18 protein-coding genes are annotated in these 21333 nt (G+C 74.2%); 6 read left to right on the forward strand and 12 right to left on the reverse strand.

The features are described from left to right. Positions 1-4: 4 nt before the first annotated feature. Positions 5-568, reverse strand: a complete 564-nt coding sequence (locus tag ACZ518_RS22470; RefSeq protein WP_469114767.1) for an HPP family protein — start codon at positions 566-568, stop codon at positions 5-7. Between the two features lie 131 nt (positions 569-699). Here ACZ518_RS22470 and ACZ518_RS22475 point away from each other — a divergent pair, with 131 nt between their 5' ends. Continuing rightward, the gene (locus ACZ518_RS22475) at positions 700-1455 is read left to right on the forward strand and encodes a Clp protease N-terminal domain-containing protein (protein ID WP_469114768.1); all 756 of its coding nucleotides are present in this window, start codon (positions 700-702) and stop codon (positions 1453-1455) included. Here ACZ518_RS22475 and ACZ518_RS22480 read toward each other — a convergent pair. Continuing rightward, positions 1409-2500: an AI-2E family transporter gene (locus ACZ518_RS22480; RefSeq protein ID WP_469114796.1), complete on the reverse strand. Its 1092-nt coding sequence runs from the start codon at positions 2498-2500 to the stop codon at positions 1409-1411. The two genes, ACZ518_RS22475 and ACZ518_RS22480, sit on opposite strands and share 47 nt — an antisense overlap. A 288-nt stretch (positions 2501-2788) precedes the next feature. Next, positions 2789-2983, reverse strand: a complete 195-nt coding sequence (locus tag ACZ518_RS22485; RefSeq protein ID WP_469114769.1) for a DUF3046 domain-containing protein — start codon at positions 2981-2983, stop codon at positions 2789-2791. A gap of 81 nt (positions 2984-3064) precedes the next feature. Between ACZ518_RS22485 and ACZ518_RS22490 the strand changes: the two genes are divergently transcribed. Further along, entirely contained in the window at positions 3065-4096 is a 1032-nt protein-coding gene (locus ACZ518_RS22490; RefSeq protein WP_469114770.1) for a hypothetical protein, read from the forward strand. On the opposite strand, the gene ACZ518_RS22495 is transcribed toward ACZ518_RS22490, so the two are convergent. The 3 genes from ACZ518_RS22495 to ACZ518_RS22505 form a co-directional block, all read right to left on the reverse strand. After that, a complete protein-coding gene (locus ACZ518_RS22495) occupies positions 4065-4373 on the reverse strand; it encodes an AzlD domain-containing protein (RefSeq protein ID WP_469114771.1) in 309 nt (102 codons plus the stop codon). The two genes, ACZ518_RS22490 and ACZ518_RS22495, sit on opposite strands and share 32 nt — an antisense overlap. Continuing rightward, the gene (locus ACZ518_RS22500) at positions 4370-5110 is read right to left on the reverse strand and encodes an AzlC family ABC transporter permease (protein WP_469114772.1); all 741 of its coding nucleotides are present in this window, start codon (positions 5108-5110) and stop codon (positions 4370-4372) included. The genes ACZ518_RS22495 and ACZ518_RS22500 overlap by 4 nt, the downstream gene beginning before the upstream one ends. 226 nt (positions 5111-5336) lie before the next feature. Continuing rightward, positions 5337-6176 carry an AraC family transcriptional regulator gene (locus ACZ518_RS22505; RefSeq protein WP_469114773.1) on the reverse strand — a complete coding sequence of 280 codons (840 nt, stop codon included), beginning with the start codon at positions 6174-6176 and terminating at the stop codon, positions 5337-5339. Positions 6177-6257: 81 nt separating this feature from the next. Between ACZ518_RS22505 and ACZ518_RS22510 the strand changes: the two genes are divergently transcribed. From ACZ518_RS22510 to ACZ518_RS22525, 4 genes are all read left to right on the forward strand, one after another. Beyond that, the gene (locus ACZ518_RS22510; protein ID WP_469114774.1) at positions 6258-10850 is read left to right on the forward strand and encodes an ATP-dependent helicase; all 4593 of its coding nucleotides are present in this window, start codon (positions 6258-6260) and stop codon (positions 10848-10850) included. Positions 10851-11031: 181 nt separating this feature from the next. Beyond that, complete coding sequence (locus ACZ518_RS22515) at positions 11032-11751, forward strand: hypothetical protein (RefSeq protein WP_469114775.1); 720 nt, start codon at positions 11032-11034, stop codon at positions 11749-11751. Positions 11752-11920: 169 nt separating this feature from the next. Next, a complete protein-coding gene (locus ACZ518_RS22520) occupies positions 11921-12733 on the forward strand; it encodes an Fpg/Nei family DNA glycosylase (RefSeq protein WP_469114776.1) in 813 nt (270 codons plus the stop codon). Between the two features lie 32 nt (positions 12734-12765). Then, on the forward strand, positions 12766-13536 hold the full coding sequence (locus ACZ518_RS22525) for an SDR family NAD(P)-dependent oxidoreductase (RefSeq protein WP_469114777.1): 771 nt from the start codon (positions 12766-12768) through the stop codon (positions 13534-13536). 423 nt (positions 13537-13959) lie between these two features. On the opposite strand, the gene ACZ518_RS22530 is transcribed toward ACZ518_RS22525, so the two are convergent. The 6 genes from ACZ518_RS22530 to ACZ518_RS22555 all read right to left on the reverse strand — a co-directional run bounded on the left by ACZ518_RS22530 (position 13960) and on the right by ACZ518_RS22555 (position 21301). Next, on the reverse strand, positions 13960-14340 hold the full coding sequence (locus ACZ518_RS22530; protein ID WP_007266936.1) for a helix-turn-helix domain-containing protein: 381 nt from the start codon (positions 14338-14340) through the stop codon (positions 13960-13962). Between the two features lie 109 nt (positions 14341-14449). Continuing rightward, positions 14450-14998: a CinA family protein gene (locus ACZ518_RS22535; protein ID WP_469114797.1), complete on the reverse strand. Its 549-nt coding sequence runs from the start codon at positions 14996-14998 to the stop codon at positions 14450-14452. A gap of 17 nt (positions 14999-15015) precedes the next feature. Next, positions 15016-15672, reverse strand: a complete 657-nt coding sequence (pgsA, locus tag ACZ518_RS22540) for a CDP-diacylglycerol--glycerol-3-phosphate 3-phosphatidyltransferase (protein WP_469114778.1) — start codon at positions 15670-15672, stop codon at positions 15016-15018. Continuing rightward, positions 15669-17171 carry a 30S ribosomal protein S12 methylthiotransferase RimO gene (rimO, locus tag ACZ518_RS22545; RefSeq protein WP_469114779.1) on the reverse strand — a complete coding sequence of 501 codons (1503 nt, stop codon included), beginning with the start codon at positions 17169-17171 and terminating at the stop codon, positions 15669-15671. Before rimO ends, pgsA begins: the two co-directional genes overlap by 4 nt. A gap of 125 nt (positions 17172-17296) precedes the next feature. Then, a complete protein-coding gene (locus tag ACZ518_RS22550; protein ID WP_469114780.1) occupies positions 17297-18199 on the reverse strand; it encodes a helix-turn-helix domain-containing protein in 903 nt (300 codons plus the stop codon). A 303-nt stretch (positions 18200-18502) separates the two neighbouring features. After that, positions 18503-21301, reverse strand: a complete 2799-nt coding sequence (locus ACZ518_RS22555; RefSeq protein WP_469114781.1) for an FtsK/SpoIIIE family DNA translocase — start codon at positions 21299-21301, stop codon at positions 18503-18505. Between the last annotated feature and the right edge of the window lie 32 nt (positions 21302-21333).

Genomic DNA, 21333 nt, shown 5'->3' on the forward strand with positions numbered 1-21333 from the left:
GGGCTCACCACCAGTACACGGGGTAGCGCACCGCGCCCCGCCGGGCCCACGAGGCGGCCGTCCCGGCCAGCACCAGCAGCAGCGCCGCCCCCGTCAGCAGCGGTACGAACACCACCGGATCCGGCGCCTGGAGCACCACCACCACGGTGGTCGCCGCCGCCGGCGAATGCGGGGTCCGGGCCAGCGTCATCACCCCCACCGCCACCCCCGCCCCCAGCGCCGCCACCCACGGCGCGTCCCCCAGCAGGGCCAGCCCCAGATAGCCCACCGCCGCGCACAGCAGGTGCCCGGCGACGACGCTGCGCGGCTGGGCCAGCGGCAGCGCGGGCACCCCGTAGACGATCGCCGCGATCGGCGGGATCAGCACCGGCTCGTGCAGGAGCGCACCGATGCCGGCGAGCGCCAGCAGCGCGGCCGCCGCGACCCCGCCGCTGTGCAGGGCGGTGGCCCGGGCGGGCGACGCGGGCGCGGGGGCCCGTCCCGCCAGCGCGTTCGGGAGGGCCGGGCGGGCGCGACCGGGCGCCTTCGCGGCCCGGCCCGTACGCGTGTCACTCGTGTCCACACTCATGCGGGCCAGGTCTACGCACCCTCCGCATCACGGCCCTATACGGGAGCCACGCGCGGCATGCGGGAGCCACGCGCGGCCGAGTGACAACCAACGGTTGACACCCCTCAGGGTGTCAACCTAGGGTTGCACTCATGACGAACCCTTCGGTGGAACCCGTTCGCATGACCAATCCGGTACGCCTCGACGACCTGATCGAGGCCATCAAGAAGGTCCACTCCGACACCCTCGACCAGCTCAGCGACGCCGTCGTCGCCGCCGAACACCTCGGCGACGTGGCCGACCACCTCATCGGCCACTTCGTCGACCAGGCCCGCCGCTCCGGCGCCTCCTGGACCGACATCGGCCGCAGCATGGGCGTCACCCGCCAGGCCGCCCAGAAGCGCTTCGTCCCCAAGGCGGACAAGGACGGCGACCCCGGCCTCGACCCGAACGCGGGCTTCGGCCGCTTCACCCCCCGCGCCCGCAACGTGGTCATGTCCGCGCAGAACGAAGCCCGTGCCGCCGGCAACACCGAGATCCGCACCGAGCACCTGCTGCTCGGCCTGCTCGGCGAGACCGAGGGCCTGGCCGCCCACGTCTTCGCCTCCCGCGGCGTCGCCCCGGAAGACCTGCGCACCGCCGCGACCGCCTCCCTCCCCCCGGCCGAGTCGGAGGTCCCCGAGCTCGTCCCCTTCGACGCGAACGCCAAGAAGGTCCTGGAGCTCACCTTCCGCGAGGCCCTGCGCCTGGGCCACGGCTACGTCGGCACCGAGCACATCCTGCTCGCGCTCCTGGAGCAGGAGAACGGCGAGGGCCCGCTCAGCGCCGCCGGCCTCGACAAGGCGGCCACCGAGGCGACCGTCACCGAAGTCCTCGCAGCCGTACTCGGCGGGGACGAAGGGAAGTAGGCTCGCCGGCCGCCGCACCCGTCAGCTCGTACCGCTTCACGTACGCGCCGAGGAAGGCCTGCAGGGTGGCGACGGCCGGGATCGCGATGAGCGCCCCGACCGCGCCCAGCAGGGCGGTGCCCGCGATGACCGAGCCGAAGGCCACAGCGGGGTGGATGTCCACGGTCCTGGAGGTCAGCTTCGGCTGCAGGACGTAGTTCTCGAACTGCTGGTAGACCACCACGAATCCGAGGACGTACAGCGCGTACCAGGGATCGGCGGTGAAGGCGATCAGCATCGGCAGCGCGCCCGCCAGGTAGGTGCCGATGGTGGGGATGAACTGGGAGACCAGTCCCACCCACACCGCGAGGGCGGGCGCGTACGACACGTCGAGCACCACGAACAGGACGTAGTGCGCGATGCCGGAGATCAGCGCCATCAGCCCGCGCGAGTACAGGTAGCCGCCCGTCTTCGCCACGGCGATCTCCCAGGCCCGGAGCACCTCGCCCTGCTTGGCGGGCGGCAGTACGGAGCACAGCGCGCGCCGCAGCCTGGGCCCGTCGGCGGCGAAGTAGAAGGAGAACAGGAAGATCGTCAGGAGCTTGAAGAGCCCGCCGAGCACGGTGGCGGACACGTCGAGCACACCGGTGGCGCTGTTCTGCACGTACTTCTGGAGCCACTGGGAGTGCAGCAGGCTGTCCTGGATCTCCAGCCGGGACAGATCGGTGTGGAAGGTCCGGTTGATCGAGTCGATCACCGAGTCGAGGTAGCCCGGGAAGCCTTCGACCATGTCGATGATCTGCCCGGCGAGCATCGAGCCGAGCAGCGCGAGGAATCCCGCGGCCGCCACGAACACGCCCAGGAAGACCAGGAAGGTCGCGAGCCCGCGGCGCATGCCGCGGGCCGCCATCCTGGCCACGGCCGGTTCGATGGCGAGCGCGAGGAAGAACGCGATCAGGATGTTGACCAGCAGCCCGATCAGCTGGTGGAAGGCCCAGCTGCCGAGCTGGAAGCAGGCGACGAGGGCCAGTACGAGGATCACCGCGCGCGGCAGCCAGCGGGGCATCCGCGCCTCTCCCGCGGCCGGGGCGGTCCCGGGCGGGACGGCGCCCGCGCCCGCGGGGGCCGTCGGGGCGCCGGCTCCGGGGCCGGGGCCGGCCGCCGGGCCCGTCGGCTCACCGGCCGCCGCGCCCGTCGTCGTGCCCGTCGTCTGGTCGGTCGTCTCTTCTGCTGCTGCCACGCCGTCCAGTCTGTCCCAACGGCCGCCCGGACCACGAAGCCGCAGGGACCCGGCCGGCCCGCGGGCCCGCCGCCGCACGCGGCCCGGGACCCCCGTCGGCGCGGCGGGGCCGCGTCAGCGGAGCGAGGCCGGCACGTCCATCGCCGAACACACCGCGCGCCACACGTCCTTGGCCTCCCAGCCCTCGTCCAGCGCCTGGTGGACGGTGCGTCCGCCCAGTTCGGCCATCACGTGGTCCCGGGCGAAGGAGTCCGCGTAGCCCGCGCCGAGGTGCTCGGCCATCCGCTCCCAGAAAATCGTCAACCGCATGCCTCCAGTATCCCGCCCCGGAGAGTGCACCGGCCCCGTTGCTCCCCTGCGCCCCCGTGCGCGCGCCCTACGGTGTCACGCATGCCTGGAGACGAAGCTCCCGCCCCGGCCCCACCGAGCCCGGCGGCCCCGACGGCCACCTGCGCCCCTGGTTCCCCCGCGTCCACCCCGCTGGCCCGCGCCGAGCGGTTCACCTGGCTCACGGCCCGGGTGCTGGAGCAGCGGCGGTTCGCGTTCCACTTCCTCGGCGGGGATCCCGACCCGGTCGACGCCGCCCTCGGCTCCTACCTCGGCGACGACGGGGGCTACGGGCACGCGCTCGACCCCGACCTGCGCGGCCCGCTGAGCCAGCCCCTGCACACCGCGCACGCCCTGCGGATCCTCGACGCCCTCGGCCGGTGCTCCGGGCAGCGCATCGAGCGGCTCTGCCGCCACCTGACCCGGGTCTCCACCCCGGAGGGCGCGCTCCCGCTGGTCCTGGCCGGCCCCCGGGACTATCCCGCCGCCCCGTACCACCCGGTGTGCGACGACCCGCCGGGGACGCTGCTGACCACGGGCCCCGTCGTCGGGGTGCTGCACCGCAACCGGATCTGGCACGCCTGGCTGTTCCGGGCCACGGACTTCTGCTGGGAGCGGGTCGAGACGCTGCGCCGGACCCACCCGTACGAGGTCCAGGGCGCGGTGGCCTTCCTCGACGGCGCGCCCGACCGGGCCCGCGCCGCGGCGGCCGCGGACCGGCTGGGCCGGCTGGTGCGCGAGCGGCGGCTGGCGGTGCTCGAACCGGACCGGCGCGCGGAGTACCCGACCGCCCCCGGCTACGCCCCGGGCGAGCAGCTGTTCCCGTACGACTACGCGCGGCGGCCGGAATCGCTGGCCCGGGGCTGGTTCACCGACGAGGAGATGCGGCGCTCGCTGGACTTCCTCGCGGCGGAGCAGCAGCCCGACGGCGGCTGGCCGGTGCACCGTCGGGCCTGGGCGCCGGGCAGCTCGCTGGAGCGGCGGCCGATCGCCACCCTGGAGGCCCTGCTGACCCTGCGGGCGTACGGGCGGCCCATCGGGGCCCCGCCCGGGGCCGGCGGGGTCAGCCTCCCAGGGCCCGGACGCCCGCGGTGACCACCACGGCCGCGCCGACGACCAGCAGGAACGGGGCGCGCAGCAGCAACGCGACCCCGGCGGCGGCCAGCCCCGCGGCGCGCGCGTCGAGGACCAGCTCGTTGCCGGTGCTGAAGGTCTGCTGGGCGGTGAGCGCGGCGAGCAGCGCGACGGGCAGCAGGGCGGAGAGCCGGCGGACCACGGGGCGTTCCAGGGCCCCGGCGGGCACGAGCAGTCCGGCGAGCTTGACGGCGTAGCATCCGGCGACGGTGAGCCCGATGGCGATCCAGACGTTCACGAGCGCCCTCCCTTCAGCGATCGGCGCCCCTTCATCCACAGCACGGCGGGCGCGGCCAGCGCGGCGATCAGTACGGGCACCCCGGCCGGCAGCACCGGCAGGAAGCCCAGCCCCAGCACCAGGGCGAGGACGGCGACGGCCCGCTCGGTGGCGCTCTTGAGCATCGGCGCGAGCAGGGCGAGGAACACGGCCGGTCCGGCGGCGTCCAGCCCCCAGGCGGCGGTGTCGCCGATGGCCTCGGCGCCGAGCGCGCCCAGCAGGGTGGTGAGGTTCCACAGCACGTAGAGGGCGAGCCCGGTCACGGTGAAGCCGAGCCGGGCCGACCTGCGGTCGGGCTGGGCCAGGGCCACGGCGGTGGTCTCGTCGATCACCCAGTGCGCGGCGAGGGGCCGTACGGCCTTCGGGAGGGCCAGCAGCTGGGACAGCCGCAGTCCGTAGAAGGCGTTGCGGGTGCCGAGGAAGAAGGCCCCGGCGGCGGCGGTGAACGGGTTCCCGCCCGCCGCGAGTGCTCCGACCAGCGCGAACTGCGAGGCGCCGGTGAAGACGAGCAGGCTCAGCACACAGGCCTGGAGCACGCTGATCCCGGCCCCGGCCGCGGTCACCCCGAACGCGAACCCGGACAGCCCGACGGCCACGCCGACCCCGAGCGAGTCCCGCACGACGGCGGCCCGCGGCCGGCCGGGGGCCTCGCGAAGGGCCGCACCGGGGGCCGCGCCGGGGGCCTCTTGTATCACCATCTGATGTTCTCCCACGCCCTGAACGTAGGCGGGGAGGACCGGCCGGGTCTTGTACGTTCTTGCGCGCCCGGCTCAGCCCTGCCGGCGCACCGGATCCCCGAGCAGCCGGGTCGGCTCCGGCCCGGCGGCCGCGAGCAGCGCGGCCCCGACCGGCGGGCTCGGGCACCAGGCCCCGCACCCGCGTGTCGTACAGCTCCACCAGTCCCCCGGTGTCCATGGCCGCAGGCTAACCCGCGCGCTCCCGCCGGTAGGCGCCCGGCGGGACGCCGACGATGCGGGTGAAGTGCCGGTTCAGGTGCGGCTGGTCGGTGAAGCCCACGGTGACGGCGGCCTCGGCGGGCGGGGTCCCCGCGTCGAGCAGCCGGCGCGCCCTGCGGACGCGGGCGTCGGTCAGCCAGGTGTGCGGGGGCATCCCGTACCGCTCCCGGAAGGCGCGCAGCAGCGCGAAGGGGCTGGTGCCGAGCCCGGCCGCGAGCTGCTCCAGCGAGGGCGGCTCGGCCATCCGCTCCTCCAGCACGGCCCGCGCCCGTTCGGCGTCGGCGGCGCCCGCGCCGCGCACCGGGCGGGCGGGCAGCGGGCCCGCGTGCCGGCTGAGCATCCGGGCCACCACGCCCCGCAGCAGGGTGTCGGCGGCCAGCGCGTTCCCGGCCTCGGCGGCCCGGTGCACCTCGGTGATGGCCCGCGCGCCCTGCGCGTCGGCGACCATGTCGGCGTTGAAGCCGGGGGTGCCGCGCGGGGTGGCGATCTCGGCGGCGACCTCGGCGATCAGGTCCCGGGAGGCGTAGAGGGTGGCGTAGGCCCAGCCTTCGGGGACCCCGGCGCGGGCGGTGTGAGCGACCTCGGGGTTGATCAGCACCACGCTGCCCGGCCCGGCCCGTACGGTGCCGCCGGGCAGGCCGATCTCCTCGATGCCGCCGTTGACGGCCGCGATGACGTACCCGTCGTGGGCGTGGCGGGGGAAGGTGTGGCGTACGTAGTGGGCGCGCAGCAGGTCCAGGCCGGGCAGTCGCTCGTACTGCCAGTGCCGTGCCCATTCGCCGCGCCCGCGCCCGCCGTCCGTCCCCATGTCCTCATTCTGCGCCCCGCCCCGGCGGGGCGTTTGCCCAGGTCGGGCCCGGTTGTCAGAGGCGGGGTGCACGATGGGGGCATGGCAGGCGCTGCGCTCGACTCGTTCTCCCCCGCGACCCGCTCGTGGTTCACGGGGGCCTTCCGTACGCCCACCTCCGCGCAGGAGGGTGCCTGGCGGGCCATCGGGGCCGGCTCGGACGTGCTGGTGGTGGCGCCGACGGGTTCCGGCAAGACCCTGGCCGCCTTCCTCGCCGCCCTGGACCGGCTCGCCTCTCAGCCGCCGCCGGCGGAGGCGCGCAAGCGGTGCCGGGTGCTGTACGTGTCGCCGCTGAAGGCCCTCGCGGTGGACGTGGAGCGCAACCTGCGCAGTCCGCTGACGGGGATCCGGCAGGAGTCGGCCCGTCTGGGGCTGCCCGAGCCGGACATCCGGGTGGGGATCCGCTCGGGGGACACCCCGGCCGCCGAGCGCCGGGCGCTGGCGACGCGGCCGCCGGACATCCTGATCACCACGCCGGAGTCGCTGTTCCTGATGCTGACCTCGGCGGCCCGGGAGGCGCTGTCCGGGGTGGAGACGGTGATCCTGGACGAGGTGCACGCGGTCGCCGGGACCAAGCGCGGCGCCCATCTGGCGCTGTCCCTGGAGCGTTTGGACGAGCTGCTGCCGCGACCGGCCCGCCGGATCGGGCTGTCGGCGACGGTCCGGCCGGTGGAGGAGGTGGCCCGCTACCTGGCGCCGCGCGGCCGGGTGGAGATCGTGCAGCCGCCCTCGGCCAAGGAGTTCGACCTGTCGGTGGTCGTCCCGGTCGAGGACATGGGCGAGTTGGGGGGCTCCCCGGCGACCGAGGGCCGGGAGGGCGGCGACAAGCCGTCGATCTGGCCCCATGTGGAGGAGCGGATCGCGGACCTGGTGCAGGCCCACCGCTCCACGATCGTGTTCGCCAACTCCCGCCGCCTCGCCGAGCGGCTGTGCAACCGGCTCAACGAGATCGCCCACGAGCGGGCCACGGGCGAGACGCTCGCCGAGGGCGCCCCGCCCCCGGCGGAGATCATGGCCCAGTCGGGTGCCGCCCTGGGCGCCCCGCCGCTGCTGGCGCGCGCGCACCACGGTTCGGTGTCCAAGGAGCAGCGGGCGCTGGTCGAGGAGGACCTGAAGGCGGGCCGGCTGCCCGCCGTGGTCGCCACCTCCAGCCTGGAGCTGGGCATCGACATGGGCGCGGTGGACCTGGTGGTGCAGGTGGAGTCACCGCCGTCGGTGGCCTCGGGGCTCCAGCGGGTGGGCCGCGCCGGGCACCAGGTGGGCGCGGTCTCCACCGGTGTGGTCTTCCCCAAGTACCGGGGGGACCTGGTGCAGGCGGCCGTGGTCACCGAGCGGATGCGGACCGGGGCGATCGAGTCGCTGCGGATCCCCTCCAACCCCCTGGACGTGCTCGCCCAGCAGCTGGTGGCGATGACGGCCATGGACACCTGGCAGCTGGACGAGCTGCTGGCGCTGGTGCGGCGGGCCGCGCCCTTCGCGGCGCTGCCCGAGTCGGCGTTCACCTCGGTGCTGGACATGCTGGCGGGCCGCTACCCGTCGGACGCGTTCGCGGAGCTCAGACCGCGCGTGGTGTGGGACCGGGTCGCCGGGACGATCACGGGGCGGCCCGGTGCGCAGCGCCTCGCGGTCACCTCCGGCGGCACCATCCCGGACCGGGGCCTGTTCGGGGTGTTCCTGGCGGGTGCCGACCCGAAGAAGGGCGGGGGCCGGGTCGGCGAGCTGGACGAGGAGATGGTCTACGAGTCCCGCGTGGGCGACGTGTTCACCCTGGGCACCACCTCCTGGCGGATCGAGGACATCACCCGTGACCGGGTCCTGGTCACCCCCGCCCCCGGGGTGCCGGGCCGGCTGCCGTTCTGGAAGGGCGACCAGCTGGGCCGCCCCCTGGAACTGGGCCGCGCGGTCGGCGCGTTTCTGCGGGAGCTGGGCGCGCTCTCCGACGAGGACGCCCGGCTGCGGCTGCTGGCGGCGGGCCTGGACGGCTGGGCCGCCGACAACGTGCTCGCGTACCTGGCGGAGCAGCGGGAGGCCTGCGGGCACGTGCCGGACGACCGGACCATCCTGGTCGAGCGGTTCCGGGACGAGCTCGGAGACTGGCGGGTCGTCGTCCACTCCCCCTTCGGCGCCCAGGTGCACGCCCCGTGGGCGCTGGCGCTGGGCGCCCGCCTCGCCGAGAAGTACGGCATGGACGCCCAGGTGATGCACGCCGACGACGGGATCGTGCTGCGCCTGCCCGATGCCGACCTGCTCTCCATGGACCTCCTCGACCACGACCCGGCGCGGCCTGCGCCGTTCGAGTTCGATGACGAACAGGCCCCGCTGGGCGCGGCCGACGTGGCCTTCGACCAGGGCGAGGTGTCGGGGATCGTCACCGACCAGGTCGGCGGCTCGGCCCTGTTCGCCTCCCGGTTCCGCGAGTGCGCGGCGCGCGCCCTGCTGCTGCCCCGCCGCAGTCCGGGCAAGCGCACCCCGCTGTGGCAGCAGCGCCAGCGCGCCTCGCAACTGCTCCAGGTGGCTTCGGAGTTCGGCTCCTTCCCGATCGTGCTGGAAGCCGTACGCGAATGCCTCCAGGACGTGTTCGACGTACCGGGCCTGACCGAGCTGATGGGGGACATCGAGGCGCGCCGGGTCCGGCTGGTCGAGGTCACCACCCCGGAGCCCTCGCCGTTCGCCCGTTCCCTCCTGTTCGGGTACGTCGCCCAGTTCCTGTACGAGGGGGACTCGCCGCTCGCCGAGCGGCGGGCGGCGGCGCTGTCGCTGGACTCCCGGCTGCTGGCCGAGCTGCTGGGCCAGGCGGAGCTGCGGGAGCTGCTCGACGCGGAGGTGCTGGAGGAGCTGGAGCGGGAGCTCCAGTGGCTGACGGAGGACCGGCGCGCCAAGGACGCCGAGTCGGTGGCGGACCTGCTGCGGCTGCTGGGCCCGCTGACGGACGCCGAGCTGGAAGCGCGCGGGGCCGGGCCCGCCTGGGCGGGGGCACTGGAGGCGGCCCGGCGGGCGATCCGGGTGCGGATCGGCGGCGCGGACCACTGGGCGGCGATCGAGGACGCGGGCCGGCTGCGGGACGCGCTGGGCACGGCCCTGCCGGTCGGGGTGCCGGAGGCGTTCACCGAGCCGGTCAAGGACCCGCTCGGCGATCTCCTGGCCCGGTACGCGCGCACCCACGGGCCGTTCACCACGGCGGTGGTGGCCGCCCGCCTGGGCCTGGGCGCGGCGGTGACCGAGGGTGCCCTGCACCGGCTCGCGGCGGCGGGCCGGGTGGTCCAGGGAGAGTTCCATCCGGCGGGCATCGGCCAGGAGTGGTGCGACGCGACGGTGCTGCGCAGGCTGCGGCGGCGTTCGCTGGCGGCGCTGCGCCAGGAGCTGGAGCCGGTCCCGCCGGCCTCGCTGGCCACCTTCCTGCCCCAGTGGCAGCACCTGGGCGGGGCCCTGCGCGGGATCGACGGCCTGGCCCGCGCCGTGGAGCAGCTCCAGGGGGCACCGGTGCCGGCCTCGGCGCTGGAGCGGCTGATCCTGCCCTCGCGGGTGGCGGGTTACTCGCCGACGCTGCTGGACGAGCTGACGAGCACCGGCGAGGTGGTGTGGGCGGGTGCGGGGGCCCTGCCGGGCAAGGACGGCTGGATCTCCCTCTACCTGGCGGACGCCGCTCCGCTGCTGCTGCCCGAGCCGCATCCGCTGGAGCCGGGCCCGCTGCACCAGGCGGTCCTGGAGAGCCTGTCCGGCGGGTACGGCCTGTTCTTCCGGCAGATCACCCAGTCCGTCCGCGCCCGCTACCCGGAGGCCTCCGACCTGGAGCTGTCCGAGGTGCTGTGGGACCTGGCCTGGTCCGGCCGGCTGACGAACGACACCCTGGCCCCGCTGCGCTCCCTGCTGGGCTCGGGCCGTACGGCGGGCGCCACCGCGCACCGCGCCCGGCGCACCGTGCCACGGGGCCGGTACGGCAGCCTGAGCGCCACGGTGTCGCGTAACGGACCGCCCACGGTCGCGGGCCGCTGGTCGCTGCTGCCCGAGCGGGCCCCCGACCCGACGCACCGGGCGCACGCCCTGGCCCGCACCCTGCTGGACCGGCACGGGGTCGTCACCCGGGGGGCGGTCGCGGCGGAGGGCGTCGAGGGCGGCTTCAGCGCGGTCTACCGGGTGCTGTCGGCGTTCGAGGACGGCGGCCAGGCCCGCCGGGGGTACGTGGTGGAGGGTCTGGGCGCGGCCCAGTTCGCGATGGACGGCGCCGTGGACCGGCTCCGGGCCGCCGAGAAGAACCCCCCGCCGCTGGCCGCGGTGGTCCTGGCCGCCGCCGATCCGGCGAACGCGTACGGGGCGGCCCTGCCCTGGCCGGAGCCCCCGGCGGGCGCTTCGCACAAGCCGGGCCGCAAGGCGGGCTCCCTGGTGGTGCTGGTCGACGGGGAGCTGACGCTGTACCTGGAGCGCGGCGGCAAGACCCTGCTGGCGTGGCCGGAGCCGGGGGATCCGCGGCTGGAGGCGGCCGTGGCGGCGCTGGCCGCGGGCTCCCGTGCGGGCACCCTGCCGGCGCTGACGGTGGAGCGGATCAACGCGGCGGCGGCCCTGACCTCCCCGCTGGGTCCGGCCCTGGAGGCGGCGGGCTTCCACGCGACCCCGAGGGGGCTGCGGCTGCGCAGCTGACGCCCCGGGTGCCGGGACCCGGTCCGGTCTCGGCCCGGACACGTATGTCTTGGGCATGTCACGAAACTGCTGCCAGCCGCTCCGCGGGGGCTCCTGGGCTGGCCCAGCCACTTATCCGTGGCTTATCAAGGTGATCACAGGCACCGCGATCGGCGGTGCCCCGTCATGGGGGACAAGAACAGTGAGCACCAACAGCATGCGCAGGACCACCCTCGCCACGGCCGGCCTCGCCGTCGCCGGCACCCTCGTCCTGACCGGCTGCAAGGACGGCATCGAGGAGACCCCGGCGGCTCCGGCCGCGCCGTCCGCCGGCGCCTCGGCCGGCGCCTCGGCCCAGCCGGTCGCCCCGGCCGCGCCCAGTTCCTCCGCGAGCGGCTACGACGGCTCGGCGGGCGCCTCCGCGGCCCCGGGCGGTGCCGCCGGCGGCGCCGTGGCCAAGTCCGGCCAGTCGTTCAAGATCGGCGAGGCGGCCACGGTCCCGTTCAGCTACGGCAGCAACAAGGGCGGACAGCTCGCCATCACGGTCACCGGCATCGACGCGGGCAACCCGGCCGACCTGGCCTCGGTGAACATCGCCGCCGACAAGGTGAAGGGCAAGACCCCCTTCTACATCCGCTACACGGTCAAGAACACCGGCAACACGGACCTGTCCTTCTCCTCCGTCGGCCACATGAAGGGCCTGCTCGACGGCGGCAGCGAGTCCGACGTCCTCCTGATCGCCGGCAAGTTCGACAAGTGCCCGAACGAGTCGCTGCCGAAGGGCTTCACCAACGGCCAGTCGCAGAACTCCTGCGCCGTGGCCCTGGCCCCGACCGGGACCAAGGTCTCCGGCGCCCTGTACTGGGGCGACCCGTACAACAACCTGGCCTCCCCGCCGCAGAAGGGCCTCACCTGGAAGTGACGGGCGGCCCACCCGGCCCTCGCCCCTCCTGATCCGCGAACCCCCTGCGGCGGCCACCCCGCCCAGGGGGTTCCGTGCGTCCCGGGGGCGTACGCGGAGCCCGGCCCGCCCCGCCGACCGGGCGGACGGCGCCGCTCCGCGGACGCCTCCCAGGCCCGACAATGGCCCCATGCCCGAAGGAGACAGCGTCCACCGCGCGGCGGCCCGGCTGCACGCCGCCCTCGCGGGCAGCCCCCTCACCCACGCCGACCTGCGCGTGCCCCGCTTCGCCACCGCCGACCTCAGCGGCCGCACCGTCCTCGACGTCACCCCGCGCGGCAAGCACCTCCTCGCCCGCCTCGAAGGCGGCCTCACCCTCCACAGCCACCTCGGCATGGACGGCGCCTGGAGGCTCTTCGGCCCCGGCGAGAAGTGGCGCGGCGGACCCTCCCACGAGATCCGGGCCGTCCTGTCCACCGCCGGCGCCACCGCCGTCGGCTACCGGCTCCCCGTACTGGAACTGCTGCGCACCGCGGACGAGTCCCGGGCCGTGGGCCACCTGGGCCCCGACCTCCTCGGCCCCGACTGGGACGAGGCCCGGGCCGCCGCCAACCTCCTGGCCGACCCCGGCCGCCCCCTGGGCGAGGCCCTGCTCGACCAGCGCAACCTGGCGGGCATCGGCAACATCTACAAGTGCGAGCTCTGCTTCCTCGCCCAGGTCACGCCCTGGACCCCGGTCGGTGCCCTCCCCGACCCCGCCACCACCCTCCCCCGCGTCGCTGCCGCCGCCCAGCGCCTGCTGGCGGCGAACGCCGGCCACGGCGGCGCCCGCAACACCACGGGCAGCCGCCGCCCGGGCCGGGAGCTCTTCGTCTACGGCCGCGCCCACCGCCCCTGCCTGCGCTGCGGCACCCCCGTCCGCGAGGCCCCGCAGGACGGCCGGCCCACGTACTGGTGCCCCCGCTGCCAGTCCGGCCCGATCCCGGAGCACCCCAGCAGTTGACGGCCCGTCAGATCCGCTCGTACGGTCCTGGCATGCCCACACCGATCGCCTCGTACGACCTCACCGGCCGCACCGCGCTCGTCACCGGAGCCGCCGCCGGCATAGGCCGCGCCACCGCCCTCCTCCTCGCCCGGGCCGGAGCCGCCGTCCACTGCGCGGACCGCGACGAACGGGGCCTCACCGAGACCGCCGCCCTGATCTCCAAGGACGGCGGCTCCGCCACCGCCCACCCCCTCGACGTCACCGACCGGACCGCCCTGCGGGCCGCCGTCACCGCCGCGGGACCGCTCGACATCGCGGCCGCCATCGCGGGGGTCATGCACACCAGCAGCGTCCTGGACACCACCGACGAGGACCTCGACCGGGTACTCGACATCAACTTCAAGGGCGTGCTGCGCACCTGCCAGGAGGCCGTCCGCGCGATGATCTCCGCCGGCCGCCCCGGCTCGGTCGTCACCATGGCCTCCGGCGCCGTGGACGCCGCCCAGCCCGGCCTGCTCTGCTACAGCGCCTCCAAGGCCGCCGTGGTCCAGCTGACCAGGACCCTGGCCACCGAGAGCGGCCCGCACGGGATCCGCGTCAACGCCGTCGCCCCCGGATGGATCCGCACCCCCATGACCGGCCGCCACGGCCCCGAGGTCCAGCAGCAGGCGGAGGCCGCCATGGTCCGCATGTCCCCGCTGGGCCGGGTCGGCGAACCCGAGGACATCGCCCAGGCCGTCCTTTACCTGGCCTCGGACGCCTCGTCCTTCATGACGGGCCAGATCCTGCGCCCGAACGGCGGAGTGTCGATGCCCTGGTAGCCCCTGCCGCGGACCGCCCGCCGGCCCCGCGCACGGGCCCCGGCACGCAGTGCACGGGCAGCAGCCCCAGACCCCAGCCGCCGACCGCCATCGCGCCCTCCACCGGGCCCGCCTCGGCCGGCGCCAGCGCCAGCCGGAGCACGGCCCACCACCACAGCACGCCCACGGCCAGTGCGAAGGGCACCGTCACAGGTATGCGCAGTAACCGCCGCACGGCGACCTCCCTGGGGGTCCCCCCGGACGGAGTCGGGGGAGGGCCGGTTCCCGGACGGGCCCATCCTCCCGCACCCTCCGCACCCCCGCACCCCCGCACCCAGAACGCCGGGCAGCGGCCGCGCGGGGCCCCCGGAACGGCGAGGAGCCCCGGCCGGTGCTCACGCACCACCCGGGGCTCCCGCCACGCTCACATACCCAACGGCACGCTCAAGCGGCTACGACGTTCACCGCTTCCACGGGTGCCTTGATGGTCACCCGCTCGGGTCCGCCCGTGACCGAGGCCACGGAGACCGAATTGAGCATCGGGCGCACCGGTGCCGGCACCGGTTCGCTTGCGGCGGCCGACTGCGCAAGCTCTGCCAGCGACAGCTCGTCACTGACTTCGCGCATCAGCTCGGACATCCGTACGTCCAGCGCGTCGCAGATCGCGGAGAGCAGCTCGGAGGATGCCTCCTTCTGCCCCCGCTCCACCTCGGAGAGATAGCCGAGCGAAACTCGGGCGGACGAGGAGACTTCGCGCAGAGTACGGCCCTGGCGCTGGCGCTGCCGACGCAGCACGTCACCCAGCAGGCGACGGAGCAGAATCATCGGTGGCTCCCTCCTCTGACCGTGTAGCCGTAACCTTCACGCCCCACCGTACCGCCTCGCGCCGCGGCCGTGCGGGGAGCGATGTCGTGTTCACTCAGGGCTGCAAACATCAAATCCCCCCGTTCTGTTCCGTATCCTGCCCCCGCAGATTCTCGCGGAGTTCGCTCGAGAGGAGTTCGAGCACTGTCCGTACACTCTCCCTACGGATTTCCGCGCGGGAGCCGTTCAACCGCAGCCGGGCCGTTTTCCTGCCCCCCGGACCCGCCACGGCGATGAAAACCGTGCCCACCGGCTGCCCGTCCTGGGGGTCGGGCCCGGCCACCCCGGTCGTCGCGATCCCCCACGTGGCGCCCAGCACCTGCCGCACGCCGGCGGCCATCTCCTCCGCGACCTGCGCGTTCACCGCGCCTTCGGCCGCGAGCAGCTCCGCGTCCACTCCGAGGACGCGGTGCTTGAGTTCAGTGGCGTACGCGGTGACCGAGCCGCGGAAGGCGCGCGAGGCCCCCGGTACGGCCGTCAGCTCGGAGGCCACCATTCCGCCGGTCAGCGACTCCGCGACCGCAAGCGTCTGGTCACTCTCCGCGAGCAGCCGCAACACGTCTTCGGCCACCACTGCCGCCCCCGCGGCACCTTCCGCCGCTTCCGCGGCCTCCGGCACATCCCCCGCCCCGTATGTCACTTCGCGGCCCGCTCCTCCGCCAGACCGGCCCGGCGCAGCACCACGGCCTGCCGGATGTAGTCCAAACCGGTGACGACGGTCAGCACGACGGCGACGGCCATCACCCAGAACCGCATGGTCGCCAGCGGCCCGGTCAGCGCGAGCACGTACATGCCCACCGCCGTGCCCTGGGCCAGGGTCTTCAGCTTGCCGCCCCGGCTGGCCGGGATCACCCCGTACCGGATCACCCAGAACCGCATCAGCGTGATGCCGAGCTCGCGCCCCAGGATCACCCCGGTCACCCACCAGGGCAGGTCTCCGAGCCAGGAGAGACACACGAGCGCCGACCCCATGATCGCCTTGTCGGCGATGGGGTCGGCGATCTTCCCGAAGTCGGTGACCAGGTTGTACGTCCTGGCCAGGTGCCCGTCGAACACGTCCGTGATCATGGCAACGGCGAAGGCCGCCCAGGCCAGTGCCCGCCAGACGGGGTCGTAGCCCCCGTCGGCGAGCAGCAGCAGGACGAATCCCGGCACGAGGACGAGCCGGATCATCGTCAGGATGTTGGCGATGTTCCAGAGGCTGGCCTGGTTGACGGCCGCAGTCCCGAGCTTCGCGCCGGGCGTGGGCCGGCGGCCTGTCCCGCCCGCCGCCGATGCCGGGACTCCGGTCATCCGGCCGCCTCCTCGAGTTCCACGCCCAGGGGCTCGGCGACGAGGTCGACGCCCAGGGTTCCGACCACCTTGGCGGTGACGATGCGCCCGGGCACCAGGCCCGCGCCGTCGGTGAAGACGACCTGGCCGTCGGTCTCGGGGGCCTGGTGGGCGGCACGCCCGTAGGCGCCCTCGCCCTCCTCCGCCTCGTCGAGCGGGACGACCGTCTCGACGAGCACCTCCAGGGTCTCGCCGATCCGCTCCTCCGCGCGCTGCGAGGTCAGCTCCTCGGCGAGCCGCTGCATGTGCGCGAGCCGCTCGGCGATGGTGTCCTCGTCCAGCTTGCCCTCGTAGCCGGCGGCCTCGGTGCCGTCCTCGTCGGAGTAGCCGAAGACGCCGATGGCGTCGAGGCGGGCGTGCGTGAGGAAACGCTCCAGCTCGGCGAAGTCCGACTCCTTCTCACCGGGGAAGCCGACGATGAAGTTGGACCGGACGCCGGCCTGCGGGGCCTTGGAGCGGATGGTGTCCAGCAGCTCCAGGAAGCGGTCGGTGTCGCCGAAGCGGCGCATGGCGCGCAGCACGTCGGGGGCCGAGTGCTGGAAGGACAGGTCGAAGTACGGCACGACCTTGGGGGTCGAGGTGAGTACGTCGATCAGGCCGGGCCGCATCTCGGCGGGCTGCAGGTAGCTGACGCGGACGCGCTCGATGCCGTCGACGGCGGCCAGCTCGGGCAGCAGGGTCTCCAGCAGGCGGATGTCGCCCAGGTCCTTGCCGTACGAGGTGTTGTTCTCGGAGACCAGCATGACCTCCTTGACGCCCTGCTCGGCGAGCCAGCGCGTCTCACCCAGCACGTCGCTGGGGCGGCGGGAGATGAAGGAGCCGCGGAAGGACGGGATGGCGCAGAAGGAGCAGCGCCGGTCACAGCCGGAGGCGAGCTTCACGGAGGCGACCGGGCTCTTGTCCAGGCGGCGGCGCAGCGGCGCGCGCGGCCCGGAGGCGGGCGCGAGCCCGTCCGGCAGGTCGGCGGGGGCCGGGGCGGGCTCCTCGGCGGCCTGGGCGTGGCCGGGCAGTGCCACGTCGGCGCCCTGCCGCTCGGCCGGGCTGATCGGCAGCAGCTTGCGCCGGTCGCGCGGGGTGTGCGCCTCGACGCTGCCACCGCTGAGGATGGTCTGGAGGCGGTTGGAGATGTCGGCGTAGTCGTCGAAACCGAGGACTCCGTCGGCCTCGGGGAGCGCTTCGGCGAGTTCCTTGCCGTAGCGCTCGGCCATACAGCCGACGGCGACGACGGCCTGGGTCTTGCCGTGATCCTTGAGATCGTTGGCTTCCAGCAGGGCGTCTACGGAGTCCTTCTTGGCGGCTTCGACGAAGCCACAGGTGTTGACGACGGCTACGTCCGCGTCGGCGGCGTCCTCGACGAGCTCCCAGCCATCCGCCGCCAAGCGGCCTGCGAGCTCCTCCGAGTCCACCTCGTTACGGGCGCAGCCAAGAGTGACAAGGGCGACGGTACGGCGTTCGGGCATGGACTCAAGACTACTTCGTCCCGGCGCCCACCCCCGCCCCAAGTCCCCCCATGACAAGATCCCCGGGGCCGGCGGCGGCCGCCGCGCGGGATCCCGGGGATCTGGAATTTCTTATTCCGTGCTGGTCAGCCCGCCTGGGCCTGGCCCTGGCGCGGGTCGTCCTTGGTGTAGGTGAGACGTTCGACCTGTCCCGACTCGAACCTCTCCTTGATCTCCTTGCCGTTCACGAACAGCTTGACGGCCCCGGCGTCGCCGAGGACGAGGTCCACGGACTCCTTGTCCGTGAAGGTCTTCGACTCGCCCTGCGCGAGGGTGCCGTCGAAGAGGAGCCGGCCGCTGTGGTCCTTCGCGGAGATCCAGCTCTCCCCGGCGTCGGCCGTCAGGACGACGGTGACGAGGTCCTTGGGGGCGGCGGCGATGGCGCTGTCCGAGGGCTCGGGCTTGGGAGCCGGCGGGGTCGGGGTGGCGGGCTGCTTGCCCGCGGCCTGCTTGGGCGCGGGCTTCGGGGAGACGGAACCTTGAGCCACCGGCCGCTTGGACTGCTCGTCGCCGCCGCCGAAGGCGGTGAAGCCGACGAAACCGATCACCGCGACGATGGCGGCGACCATGGCGGCGGTCCAGTTGGGCCGCTGCCGCTCGGGGCGGATCCGCTCGGCCTCGAACATCGGGGCGGCGGGGGTGGGCGCCGGCCGGCCGCCGTGGGCCGCGTCGTAGCGCTCGACCAGGGGTGCCGGGTCGAGGTGGACGGCGCGGGCGAGCGTACGGATGTGGCCGCGGGCGTACACGTCGCCGCCGCACCGCGTGAAGTCGTCCTCTTCGATCGCGTGCACGATCGGGATGCGCACGCGGGTGGTGGAACTGACCTCGTCGACGGTGAGCCCGGCGGCGATCCGGGCCTTCTTCAGGGCCGTCCCGATGGACGGCTCTTCGACGGAGCGCTCGACGATGCGGTCCTCGGACCGGTCCTCGGACCGGACGTCGGTCGAAGGCCGCTCTTCTTCGGGGGAGTTGGAGTTGCCGATGGACACAAGGGCGCCTTTCGAGCGTGTAGCCACCTGCTGGATGTCCAGTCTAGGGGGGTGACGAAAGGGTGGGGCAACCGGAGGGTCCGCTTCCTACGCCATCCGAATGGCGACGGGAACGGCCGCCGGTGCCTCCCTCAACTTGACGCACGCCCGGGGGAAACGGTTGCCGCCGGAACCGGTGACGATCCGGCCACGATCCCATTCGGTCGGGTGAGGTGGCCGGACCCCCGTTCTAGCGGGCCGCCCGGGGCTCCGGGGGATTCCGCTTCCGCCGGGATCCGGGTGTCCCCGGGGGCTCCTGGAGACCTACGGGACCTCCTCGCCGCGGATCACGGCGAGCACCCCGTCGAGCTCGTCGGGCTTGACCAGCACGTCGCGCGCCTTGGAGCCCTCGCTCGGCCCGACGACCCCGCGGGACTCCATCAGGTCCATGAGCCGCCCCGCCTTGGCGAAGCCGACCCGCAGCTTGCGCTGGAGCATCGAGGTGGAGCCGAACTGGGTGGAGACCACCAGCTCCGCCGCCTGGCACAGCAGGTCCAGGTCGTCGCCGATCTCCTCGTCGATCTCCTTCTTCTGCTTCTGCCCGACCGTGACGTCGTCCCGGAAGACGGGCGCCATCTGGTCCTTGCAGTGCTGGACGATCCCGGCGATCTCGTCCTCGGTGACGAAGGCGCCCTGGAGGCGGACCGGCTTGTTCGCACCCATCGGCAGGAACAGTCCGTCACCCTTGCCGATCAGCTTCTCCGCGCCCGGCTGGTCCAGGATGACCCGGCTGTCGGCCAGGGAGGAGGTCGCGAACGCCAGCCGCGAGGGCACGTTCGCCTTGATCAGGCCGGTCACCACGTCCACCGAGGGCCGCTGGGTGGCGAGCACCAGGTGGATGCCGGCCGCGCGGGCCAGCTGGGTGATGCGGACGATCGAGTCCTCGACGTCGCGCGGGGCCACCATCATCAGGTCCGCGAGCTCGTCGACGATCACCAGCAGGTACGGGTACGGGCTGAGCTCGCGTTCGCTGCCCGGCGGCAGCTTGATCTTGCCGTCCCGGATCGCCTGGTTGAAGTCGTCGATGTGCCGGTAGCCGAAGGCGGCCAGGTCGTCGTAGCGCAGGTCCATCTCGCGCACGACCCACTGGAGGGCCTCGGCGGCCCGCTTGGGGTTGGTGATGATCGGGGTGATCAGGTGCGGGATGCCCTCGTAGGCGGTCAGCTCGACCCGCTTGGGGTCGACCAGGACCATCCGGACGTCCTCCGGGGTGGCCCGCACCATGATCGAGGTGATCAGGCAGTTGATGCAGGAGGACTTGCCGGAGCCGGTGGCGCCCGCGACGAGCACGTGCGGCATCTTGGCGAGGTTGGCCATGACGTAGCCGCCCTCGACGTCCTTGCCGAGCGCGACCAGCATCGGGTGGTCGTCCTCGGCGGCGTCCGCGAGGCGCAGCACGTCGCCCAGGTTGACCATCTCGCGGTCGGTGTTCGGGATCTCGATGCCGACGGCCGACTTGCCCGGGATCGGGCTGATGATCCGCACGTCCGGCGAGGCCACGGCGTAGGCGATGTTCTTCGCCAGCGCGGTGATCCGCTCGACCTTCACCGCGGCGCCGAGCGTCACCTCGTACCGGGTGACCGTGGGGCCGCGGGTGAAGCCGGTGACCTGCGCGTCCACCTTGAACTCGGTGAACACGTTCGTCAGCGCCGCCACCACCGTGTCGTTCGCGGCGCTGCGGGTCTTGCCGGGCCCGCCCTTCTCCAGCAGCTCCAGCGAGGGCAGTGCGTACGTGATGTCCCCGCGCAGCTGGAGCTGTTCGGCCCGCGGCGGCAGCGGCTGGGCCTCCGGCGGGGTCTTCGTCAGGTCCGGCACCGACAGCGTCCCGGAGACCGCCGCGGTCCGCTCGTGCGGCGCGCCGGAGCCGTCGGCCGCAGCCGGGGCCGGGGCCTGGGCCGGAGCCGGAGCCGGAGCCTGGGCGGGGACGGGCCGCCCCTCCCGGGCGGGCGGCACCGGAGCGGTGACCTCCGCACCCTCCCCCCGCACGGAGATCCCCTGGGTGAGATCGGCGACCAGCGGGTTCGGCGGCAGCCCCCCGTGGACCACCCCGTCCAGCGCGGCCGCTGCCGCCGCCGCGACGTCGACGGCGTCCGGCTCGCGCCCGCCGGGCCGCACGGCGCTCCGCCGGGGCCGGCGCCGCCGTGCCAGGGCCGCTTCCTCGGCCTCGTCCACCTCACCGCCCGCGCCGCCGGTGTGGGCCTGCCACTGCTCCGCGTCGTGCCGGCCGGGCCGCCCGGAGCCCTCGTGCGGCTCCCCGTACCCCTCGTCGTACTCGTTGGGCTGGATCACCCCGAGCCGGATCCCGGCGCGGCGCAGCCGCTGCGGGATCGCCGCGACCGGGGTGGCGGTGACCACCAGCAGCCCGAAGACCGTCAGCAGCACCAGCATGGGCACGGCCAGCGGCGCCCCCATGGTGAAGATCAGCGGCTTGGAGGCCCCCCAGCCGATCAGCCCGCCCGCGTTCTGCATGGCGGTGGTGCCCTCGTCCCGGCCGGGCGCCCCGCAGGCGATGTGCACCAGCCCGAGGACGCCGATGACGAGGGCGGACAGGCCGATCCCGATGCGCCCGTTGGCGTCGGTCTGCTCGGGGTGGCGGATGAAACGTACCGCCATGACGCCCAGCAGGATCGGCACGAGCAGGTCCAGGCGCCCGAAGGCCCCGGTGACCAGCATCGTGACCAGGTCCCCTACGGGCCCGCTCAGGTTCGACCAGGTGCCGGCGGCGACGATCAGCGCGAGGGCGAGCAGCAGCAGCGCCACGCCGTCCTTGCGGTGGGCCGGGTCCAGGTTCCTGGCGCCCCTGCCGATCCCGCGGAACAGCCCGCCGACGGCGTGCGCGAGACCGAGCCAGCACCAGCGGACCAGCCGCACCACTCCCCCGCTCGGCGACGGCGCCGGCTTCGCGGCGGCCTTCTTCGCCGGGGGGCGCTTGGCCGCGGCGGCCTTCTTCGCGGGGGGCTTACGCGGGGCCGCCTTCTTGGTCGGCGCCGTCGTACGGCCGGTGCGGCCCTTCGCGGTGCCCGCCGTGCTCTGGGAACCCTTGCCGGACGTACTTGAGGCCATGGGCCCGAGGTTACCTGTGTGCACGCCGGTGG

The sequence above is a fragment of the Streptomyces sp. NPDC033966 genome (genome assembly GCF_055575955.1).

Excerpts from the sequence above, each read along its gene's own strand:
- ACZ518_RS22470 (WP_469114767.1), bottom strand. The coding sequence starts at position 568 with ATGAGTGTGGACACGAGTGACACGCGTACGGGCCGGGCCGCGAAGGCG.
- ACZ518_RS22475 (WP_469114768.1), top strand. The coding sequence starts at position 700 with ATGACGAACCCTTCGGTGGAACCCGTTCGCATGACCAATCCGGTACGC.
- ACZ518_RS22480 (WP_469114796.1), bottom strand. The coding sequence starts at position 2,500 with ATGCCCCGCTGGCTGCCGCGCGCGGTGATCCTCGTACTGGCCCTCGTC.
- ACZ518_RS22485 (WP_469114769.1), bottom strand. The coding sequence starts at position 2,983 with ATGCGGTTGACGATTTTCTGGGAGCGGATGGCCGAGCACCTCGGCGCG.
- ACZ518_RS22490 (WP_469114770.1), top strand. The coding sequence starts at position 3,065 with ATGCCTGGAGACGAAGCTCCCGCCCCGGCCCCACCGAGCCCGGCGGCC.
- ACZ518_RS22500 (WP_469114772.1), bottom strand. The coding sequence starts at position 5,110 with ATGGTGATACAAGAGGCCCCCGGCGCGGCCCCCGGTGCGGCCCTTCGC.
- ACZ518_RS22505 (WP_469114773.1), bottom strand. The coding sequence starts at position 6,176 with ATGGGGACGGACGGCGGGCGCGGGCGCGGCGAATGGGCACGGCACTGG.
- ACZ518_RS22510 (WP_469114774.1), top strand. The coding sequence starts at position 6,258 with ATGGCAGGCGCTGCGCTCGACTCGTTCTCCCCCGCGACCCGCTCGTGG.
- ACZ518_RS22520 (WP_469114776.1), top strand. The coding sequence starts at position 11,921 with ATGCCCGAAGGAGACAGCGTCCACCGCGCGGCGGCCCGGCTGCACGCC.
- ACZ518_RS22525 (WP_469114777.1), top strand. The coding sequence starts at position 12,766 with ATGCCCACACCGATCGCCTCGTACGACCTCACCGGCCGCACCGCGCTC.
- ACZ518_RS22530 (WP_007266936.1), bottom strand. The coding sequence starts at position 14,340 with ATGATTCTGCTCCGTCGCCTGCTGGGTGACGTGCTGCGTCGGCAGCGC.
- pgsA (WP_469114778.1), bottom strand. The coding sequence starts at position 15,672 with ATGACCGGAGTCCCGGCATCGGCGGCGGGCGGGACAGGCCGCCGGCCC.
- rimO (WP_469114779.1), bottom strand. The coding sequence starts at position 17,171 with ATGCCCGAACGCCGTACCGTCGCCCTTGTCACTCTTGGCTGCGCCCGT.
- ACZ518_RS22555 (WP_469114781.1), bottom strand. The coding sequence starts at position 21,301 with ATGGCCTCAAGTACGTCCGGCAAGGGTTCCCAGAGCACGGCGGGCACC.